Here is a 6,613-nt window from a genome sequence, read left to right on the forward strand (position 1 = left end):
GTGACAGCACCCCCCGGATCATGAAAGAACAGGGGGAGTGAATCATGCCGAGACCGACAGGCCAGCAACCCCAATTCTTCCTCAATGAGTCCGTTTAAGGGGCTAGTTAAAAGGTAACGGGGGGGGCATGTCGGTGCCCCAGAGCCGGTAGCCCTTCTCCAGGCGCAGGGAATCGAACACCCCTCGACCAGCGGCAACGATCCCGTGCTCCCGGCCGGCGGAGAATAGCCCGTCCCAGAGTTTCGCCCCTGTTTCCGCGCTGGCATAGAGTTCCGATCCGAGCTCGCCCACGTAGGACAGGCGCGTCGCGGTGATCGGTATGCCCCGATGACGACCTGGTTGGTGCGGAAGTATTTCAAGGCCTCGTTGTCGAAGTCGTCGTCACCGACCTTGACCATGACTTCGCGGGCCAGCGGGCACCACAACCCGGTCCAGCAGCTGGCTCCAGTGACGTCGAGGACATTCGCCCAGGCAGCGAGATCCCTCCGGGCCGCCAGCCAGGCCTGGACCGTGAAGTAGTCAAGATCGATGTTGCTGTTGATGCCCAGCTGGAAGTGGTCCTGCCCCAGCCATGCGATTGTCACGTCGCTGCGGATCCCGCCATCGGGGTTCAGCAGCAGGAAGTAAGTTACGGCGCCGGGCTCCTTGGCGATGTTGCCCGTACTGAGTGCCTGCCGCTGTACCAGGGCCCCGGCCCCGGTGACTTTCAGGCGCTTGGGCGGGGGCGTATCGTACTTGGCCACCGCGGTGCGCGTCTTCGAGCCCTCTATGGCGGAGATTTCCGAATGAAACTTCTCGGACCAGGAATCGCGCTCCGGGGACCGCCATTCATCGGGCATCGATTCGAGCAGGTCCCGGTTGGCTTGGAACCAGTGCGGTCATTTCCATCCGGAGGACCCCAGGTAGAAGGCACCCAATTCGTTCTGACGCCTTCGGCACGGGCTGTTGAGCACGTCCCTCGGCGAGATGCATGGCTCCAGCGGATGCCGGATATGCATCGAGGAATCCGGCCAAGCCACCCGGAGCTTCCAGTGTCCGTACCACGCATGGACCTACAACTTCGAGGGAAAACTCATTGCCGCTCCGAACCTGACAAAGATGCCGGACATCGACCGCGACGAGTACGGCCTGGTCAAGGTTCATGTCCGTGAGTACCTCGGATACGTGTGGCTCTCGCTTGCCGACGATCCGCCGTCATTCGAGGACGACGCCACGGGTGCCATCGAGAACTTCATGGAGTGCTACCACTGCGCCACCATCCATCCCGAGCTCACCGAGGTCCTACCGGAGTTTGCCGACGGGTTGGCCGCCCAGTTCTTCGTGGGGCACGGGGCCGAGTTCGGTGAAGGCATCAAGGATTTCACCGCGGACGGCTCCGAGAGCTGGGATCTGCTGCCCTGGGTCGACGAGGACCAGAACCGAGGTCACTTCGCGATCACGATCAAGCCCACGCTCTTTCTCAACCTGGTTCCTGACCACGTGATCATCCACAGGATGTTCCCCATGGCTCCGGACCGCACGATCGTTGAATGCGACTGGCTCTACTTGCCCAGGGTAGTGGAATCAGGCAAGGACCTCACCTCATCGGTGGAACTCTTCCACCGCGTTAACCAACAGGATTTCGCCGCCTGCGAGAGATGCCAGCCGGGCATGTCCTCGAAGGTCTACGCCCACGGCGGCGTCCTGGTCCCCAGCGAACACCACATTGGGCTGTTCCACGATTGGATCACCGCACGGGTCGGCGACCTCGTACCGGAGCACTGCGCCGAGGCCCTAGCCGGCCGTGTACCCCAGCGCCGCGCTAACTTCTTGGCCGGCTTGTTTGATGCCTTGAAGCAAGCCGGGCACTTCCTGCGGGTCAAAGCGGAAGGCCGGACCCGAAACGCTGATCGCACCAACCACTACGCCAAGATGGTTGTGTATCGGTACCGCGATCGAATTGATACCCATCTCGAATTCCTCGCGCGCCTCGGCATAGCCGTTCTTGAGCACGCGCAGCAGTTCTCTTTCCAGTGCAGGCCGGGTGCGGACCGTGTTGGCCGTGCGCTGCGGAAGCTTGGTGACCTTCAGTATCCGGCCCCGCTCATCGGCACCCTGTCCCGCGAGGAGCACCTTACCGCTGGAAGTTGCATGAAGTGGCGTGAGGCTGCCGAGCCAGTCGTGGGTCGCCAGCATCGAGGGGCCCATGGCTTGGTCCACGTTCACCGCGTATTCCTCGCGCAACACCGCGAGGTTGACGGTTTCCTTGTATTCCCCGGCAAGTGCTTCGATGACAGGGCGGGCTTCGCCCACCAGCGAGAGCCTTCCCGGAATGGAACTGGCCATCCGCAGGATCGAAAAACCCAGCTCGTACTTGCCGCGGTTGGTGTTCTGGTGCACCATCCCTCGGGCCAGCAGCGAGCTAAGCAGCCGCGACGCCGTCGACTTGTGGATATCCAGTTCCTCAGCCACCTCGCCGACCCCGGAGCTTCCGTCGCGGGCAAGGATCTCCAAAATGGCCAACGCCCGATCCACCGACTGGACGCCACCTGAAGAGGCATCTTCGCCATCCGTGTCCGGAACTTCTGGTTCACCGACTGTCAATGGATCTCCGTCCTTCACGATGTTTCGTCTCTTGGTCGTTTCCCTCCAGCTTAGATGCTTCGAAGGCCGTCGACTCCGACACCTGGTCCTCGATGCCTATGCCACCCGGGTCCCGCTCGCGAGCTTTCCTGCTGGGGTCTTGAGCCGCTGGCGACCGGCGACCAAGATGCCGGCGGCCAAGAGCACTTGCAAGCCCAGACCAAGGGGCCACATCGGGGCTTGGTAGGGCGGATCCCCGACGGTCTTGATTCCATTGAGGCATGGAACCTGGTACTCGACCCCTGCCTGCGAGTAACGCACCCCGTCACTGATCATTCCCATCGGTCCCGCCATTCCGAAGGACTCCGGGCGCTCTGGCTTCGGGGGTCTTGGGGCGGCATCAGCAACCACCACAAACGGGTTCATCGCCAGCAGCCACGTGTTTCGGTCCGTCGCGTAGACCTGCTGTCCATACAGGGTCGGGCCGCAAGTGTAGTTCTCCTCGTCCCATTCCCCTATGTACTCTCCGTTCTCGTATGAGTCGGGCCAGACCTGGTCGGACGCCTCGACATCGACCTTGACCACTTCCAAGCTCAGTCCGTAGGCGATCAGCGTGCCAAGGCCCAGCAGCGCCACCAAAAGATAGGAAACCATCACCGCGAAAAGAGTGCGGTTTGCCAAGGCCGAGATGCCTACGCCGATCGCACAGACGACGGCCAGCTCAACTGCAAGCATGCCAAGCAACACAGGGAACGCCCGCAGATACACGTCCCCGTAAGTCATGGCCCACACAATCAAAGGGAGTGTGACCAGAAGGAACGCCAAGGATGCGACCCACGCGGCCAACCATTTGCCCATCAAGAGCTGGCCAGGGGTCAGCAGGGTGTTTTGCAGAATGGCAAGGGTTCCGTTGGCACGATCTCCGGTGATTGAGTTGGAGCTCAGCGCCGGCGCAATCAGCATGCCGAAGAACAAAACGAACGCGATGACAAGCTCAAACATCACTTGCCCGATACCGGAGTCCGCGCTTTGGTAACCATCGAGACTGGAGTCGATGCTCCCCACGGAGAGCGCCGCCAAACCGACGATCGCAGCAATCACAACGAACCAGATGGCGAGCATGATGTACCAGCCGCGGCTGCGCACCCGTTGCTTGATCTCAAGTCCAAAGACCGTGCCGATACCGGCAAAGAACCCGAGGCCGGATTTCGTTTCGGCCTCGCTCAGGGGGGTTGACATGCTCATTTCGTTCCTCCCTCAAGGCTCAGGTAGGTTTCCTCAAGGAGCCCGGAAGAGGGTGCGAAGGCGCTCACCGGCACACCCTCCCGCACTAGTGCTGCTAGCAGTTCCGTCGCCTGGGATTCCCCGGGCAACTTCACCTTGGCAGTGCCCCCGACGTTCTCCAAGTTCGGCTGGTAGACGGCTGCCACCGACGTGGATTCAAGGAATCTACGTAACGCGGGCAGATCCAGGACCCCTATGGTGTAGCCACGGACTTGGGCCCCTGCTTCGGCCAGCGTCTGGCTGCGCACGGTACGACCCTTGGACACGAAGACTGCTGCATCCGCCATTTCATCGAGCTCGACCAGAACGTGCGAACTGATCACCACTGTTTTGCCGCTTGCTGCAAGGTCACGAATCAACATTCGCAGTTGGACGCGTGCCCCCGGGTCGAGTCCGCTGGCAGGTTCGTCCAGAAGGAGCACCTGAGGATCATTGATCAATGCCCGGGCCAACGAAAGCCTCTGAGCTTGTCCGCGTGAGAGGACCCTTCCCGGGGTATCGGCTAGCACCGACAGCTCCACCATCTCCAAAAGTTCCGCCGCCCGCGCACGTGCATGAGCCTTGCCCAGGCCGTAGAGGGAGCCCACGGTGGTGAGAATTTCCCTGCTCGTCAATGATTCCCACACACCCAGGGTGTCTGGCATCCATCCCAGGATTGCGCGGACCGACCTCGCGTCCTGCTCCGGGTCGATACCCTGGATGCGAATACTGCCGGAATCTGGGCGCAGCAGGGAGGCCAGCATCAGCAGCAGCGTGGTCTTGCCCGACCCGTTGGGTCCGATAAGCGCTGTGACTTTGCCTGCTGCCGCAATAAAATCAATACTCTCGACGGCTTTCACCGTTCCGAATGATCGGGCCAGGCCTAGGGCGACAATCCCCGTGCCGGGGTCGTGAGCCTTCACCGGCAAATGGCCGGGGGTCGGGAACGTCGAATCCATGAGTATCCTGCTTTCTTGGCCCGAGGCCCGGTCCGATGCTCTAAAGGTACGCAACTTGCCCAGTCAAATACGCCTTTTCGAGGATTCGTTATCGAATAGACGCAACCGGATCGCACGCATACCCCTGCGGCCATCGGTCACATCTTGGGTTCGTCCCATTGCGCAAATAGACCAGCCGATTCGACTTATATGACCCCAAACGGTCATGCATTAGGGCAACGGCGCGTCACAATGGCTAAAATGGCACAGTGCCAGCCTCGACTGGTCGTCGAATTTTCCCTGTTCCCGTCCCATGGAGTGTGCTGACGCATGAGCTTGATTGTCCAGAAATTCGGTGGATCATCCGTTTCAGATGCTGAAGGCATCAAACGTGTTGCCCGCCGGATTGTTGACACCAAATCCGCCGGTCACGACGTCGTCGTGGTGGTTTCCGCCATGGGCGACACAACCGACGAGCTGCTCGACTTGGCTAACCAACTGACCGACGAAGCACCAGCCCGTGAGATGGACATGCTGTTGTCCGCCGGCGAACGCATCTCCATGGCGCTGTTGGCCATGGCCATCGATGGTCTAGGAGCCAAGGCTTCATCGTTCACCGGCTCGCAGGCCGGCATGATGACAGATGCCATCCACGGCAAGGCACGAGTGATCGAGGTTTCCCCGCAGCGCGTGCGTCGTGCCATTGATCGCGGATATGTTGCCATCGTTGCCGGCTTCCAAGGAATGAGCAAGGAATCCAACGACATCACGACCATGGGCCGTGGCGGTTCGGACACCACCGCGGTAGCCCTGGCCGCTGCGCTGGGTGCCGACGTTTGCGAGATCTACACTGATGTTGACGGCATTTACACCGCCGATCCGCGAGTCGTTCCGGCGGCCCGCAAGATCGACACCATTTCCAGTGAGGAAATGCTGGAAATGGCTGCCTCCGGCGCCAAGATCCTGCACCTGCGATGCGTTGAATATGCGCGTCGCTTCGGGGTTCCGCTTCACGTGCGCTCCTCTTTCAGTACCAACGAGGGAACCTGGGTCCTGCCCAGCCCCGATGACCAGATCAAGATTCAAGAGGGAGAACCCTTGGAACAGCCCATCATTTCCGGTGTCGCCCACGACCGCTCCGAAGCCAAGGTCACCGTTATCGGCGTGCCCGACATCCCCGGCAAGGCCGCGCAGATTTTCCGTGTCATTGCGGGTGCCAATGCCAATATCGACATGATCGTCCAGAACATCTCCACCGCGGGTTCGGGACGTACCGACATTTCCTTCACGCTTCCCATGGTCGATGGAAAACACGTGCAGGAAGCACTGCGAGCCGAGCAGGATGAAATCGGCTTCGAGGACATCTCCTACAACGAGAACGTGGGCAAGCTTTCACTCATTGGTGCCGGCATGCGCTCGAACCCGGGCGTCTCATCCATGTTCTTTGAGGCATTGCATCAGGCCGGGGTTAACGTTGACATGATCTCCACCTCGGAGATCCGTATCTCGATCGTCACCGACGCCAACAAGCTTGATGCAGCGGTGCTTGCGATTCACGCTGCCTTCGACTTGGATGTCGAGGACGAGGCCACCGTCTACGGGGGAACCGGCCGCTAAAGGCCCTGTCTCCAGAACGCCGCACGGTCCGTGGCACCTGGATACGCATGTTTGCGTGTCTTGGTGTCGCGGACCGTTATCGTTGGTGGACGTAATCTCTTACTTGGCCGTTCCGTTTCTTAGATGGGGGTACCGGGTAGTGGTGGTGCGGTGGATCTATAGGTATGCCCGGTGGGTGTGGTGATCACCAAGGTATGCCGGCCTCCGGTGTCCTCCACGTGTTCTTCCCATCC

4 protein-coding genes and 2 pseudogenes are annotated in these 6,613 nt (G+C 60.7%); 2 read left to right on the forward strand and 4 right to left on the reverse strand.

Annotated elements, in window-relative coordinates:
• Positions 1 to 102 precede the first annotated feature (102 nt).
• Positions 103 to 839, reverse strand: a pseudogene (locus ABEA12_RS18740) (hypothetical protein).
• 127 nt (positions 840 to 966) lie between these two features.
• Here ABEA12_RS18740 and ABEA12_RS15320 point away from each other — a divergent pair.
• A pseudogene (locus ABEA12_RS15320) lies at positions 967 to 1,680 on the forward strand (SRPBCC family protein); the annotation flags it as partial.
• Positions 1,681 to 1,773: 93 nt separating this feature from the next.
• On the opposite strand, the gene ABEA12_RS15325 reads toward ABEA12_RS15320, so the two are convergent.
• The 3 genes from ABEA12_RS15325 to ABEA12_RS15335 form a co-directional block, all read right to left on the reverse strand.
• Entirely contained in the window at positions 1,774 to 2,583 is an 810-nt protein-coding gene (locus ABEA12_RS15325; RefSeq protein WP_210102102.1) for an IclR family transcriptional regulator, read from the reverse strand.
• Between the two features lie 96 nt (positions 2,584 to 2,679).
• The gene (locus ABEA12_RS15330) at positions 2,680 to 3,807 is read right to left on the reverse strand and encodes an ABC transporter permease (protein ID WP_210102103.1); all 1,128 of its coding nucleotides are present in this window, start codon (positions 3,805 to 3,807) and stop codon (positions 2,680 to 2,682) included.
• Positions 3,804 to 4,784, reverse strand: a complete 981-nt coding sequence (locus ABEA12_RS15335) for an ABC transporter ATP-binding protein (RefSeq protein WP_210102104.1) — start codon at positions 4,782 to 4,784, stop codon at positions 3,804 to 3,806. Before ABEA12_RS15335 ends, ABEA12_RS15330 begins: the two co-directional genes overlap by 4 nt.
• A gap of 309 nt (positions 4,785 to 5,093) precedes the next feature.
• On the opposite strand from ABEA12_RS15335, the gene ABEA12_RS15340 reads away from it, so the two are divergent.
• Entirely contained in the window at positions 5,094 to 6,380 is a 1,287-nt protein-coding gene (locus tag ABEA12_RS15340) for an aspartate kinase (protein WP_210102105.1), read from the forward strand.
• The last annotated feature ends 233 nt before the right edge of the window (positions 6,381 to 6,613 follow it).

The sequence above is a fragment of the Paeniglutamicibacter antarcticus genome (assembly GCF_039544305.1).
In the GTDB taxonomy this organism is placed as follows: Bacteria; Actinomycetota; Actinomycetes; order Actinomycetales; family Micrococcaceae; genus Paeniglutamicibacter; species Paeniglutamicibacter antarcticus_C.